The sequence below is a fragment of the Micromonospora sp. NPDC048843 genome, assembly GCF_040649965.1.
GTDB classification, from domain to species: domain Bacteria; phylum Actinomycetota; class Actinomycetes; order Mycobacteriales; family Micromonosporaceae; genus Micromonospora; species Micromonospora hortensis.
The window spans coordinates 1-1,704 of the sequence record NZ_JBEZGJ010000361.1; the positions used below are offsets into that span (position 1 = coordinate 1).

Here is a 1,704-nt window from a genome sequence, read left to right on the forward strand (position 1 = left end):
GCGCGAGTTCAAGATGGACGACAGGGCGGCCTACCGGGCGCTCGACTCGGGGATGCGCCGCCGCGCCGAGGATCTTGCCCACCTGGCACGGTTCGCGCTGCTCGGCACGCCGAAAGCGCTGGCCGCGGCCGCGCCGGTTGTCTAGCATCGCGGGCATGACCTGGCGACATTGATCCAGCAGCGTCGGCCGATCCCGTGGGCCACCACGGGCACCGCACGTCCGGTGTCCGTCTCCACTCCCACGGGAAGGCCCTATGACCCCCACCGCTTCGCGCGTGCCCGAGCCGGCGGTCCGTCGGCTGACGGCGACCCTCTACGGGTACGCGTTCCTCAGTGACCTCGTCCTGCTCTATCCGCTGTACGTGGTGTTCTTCGCCGACGCCGGGCTGTCGGTGGGGCAGATCGCGTCGCTCTTCGTCATCTGGTCCGCCGCAGGCATCCTGTTCGAGGTGCCCTCCGGCGCCTGGGCCGACGTGCTGTCCCGCCGGCTGCTGCTGTGCCTCGCCCCGCTCGTGGCCGCCGCCGGTTTTGCGCTCTGGGTGCTGCTGCCGTCGTACCCGGCCTTCGCTGTCGGTTTCCTGCTCTGGGGCGCTGGTGGCGCACTGGTCTCCGGTGCGCTGGAGGCGTTGGTCTGGACCGAGTTGGACCGGCTCGGCGCTGTCGGCCGGTACGCCCGGGTGCTTGGACGGGCGCGGACAGCGGGTGTGCTGGGCGTGGTGGTCTCCGGAGTGCTCGCCGGCCCGGTGCTCGCCGTCGGCGGGTACCCGGTGGTCGGCGCGGCCAGCGTGCTCGCCTGCCTGCTCGCCACGATCGTCGCTACCCGCTTCCCGGAACACCGCGCGCCGGCCGCCGCAGCCGCCCCGGTCGCCGAGCCGGCGATGGCCGCCCGGCCGGTGGGCGCCGCACCACAGGGGCCGGACGAGCCGGACACCGCCCTGCCCGCGAGCCCGGACGACGATGGTGACCTGGGGTGGTGGGACACGCTGCGGGCCGGGGTGTCGCAGGTCCGCACCCGTCCGCCGGTACGGGCCGCCGTGCTGCTGGTGGCAGTGGTCGCCGCCGACTGGGGTGCCCTGGACGAGTACACCCCGCTGCTGGCCCTGGACACCGGCGTCGGGGCGCAGGCCGTACCCCTGCTGCTCCTGCTGCTCTGGGCCGGAGTGACAGTCGGCGGGCTGCTCGCCCCGGCGGGGGAGCGGCTGGGCGGCCGAGGCTACGCCGCGCTGCTGGGGCTGGTCGGCGTCGCGCTGGCTGCGGGTGCCCTGCTCCGGCATCCGGCGGGGTTCGTGCTGCTCGCGGTGGCCTTCGGTGCCGCGCAGTTGGCCACCGTGCTGGCCGACGCGCGGCTCCAGGCCCGGATCACCGGCACCAGCCGCGCCACAGTCACGTCCCTGGCCGGGATGGCCACCGACGTGCTGATCATCGTGACGTACGCCGGCTACGGTCTGCTCGCCACGGCGGCCGGCAACGCGGTGGCGTTCGCGCTGACCGCCGGGGCGTACCTCGTGGTGGCGCTGGTGCTGCTGACCCGCCGTCGGCGCCGGACGGCAGTGCCCACCGGCGTGGCCGCGGCTGTGCCGAGCGGCCCGGACTGACCGGGGCCCGGCGGGACCGTCTACCGGGTGGTGCAGGAGGCGCTGACCAACGCGCTCAAGCACGCGGGTGTCGGCGCCGGTGTCGAGGTCGTCCTGTCGTACACCGCCG

Annotated in this window: 1 protein-coding gene; it reads left to right on the forward strand. The window is 74.7% G+C overall.

What is annotated here, in order from left to right:
• Positions 1 to 254 precede the first annotated feature (254 nt).
• Complete coding sequence (locus tag AB0C20_RS36085) at positions 255 to 1,595, forward strand: MFS transporter (RefSeq protein WP_357190543.1); 1,341 nt, start codon at positions 255 to 257, stop codon at positions 1,593 to 1,595.
• Positions 1,596 to 1,704: the final 109 nt, after the last annotated feature.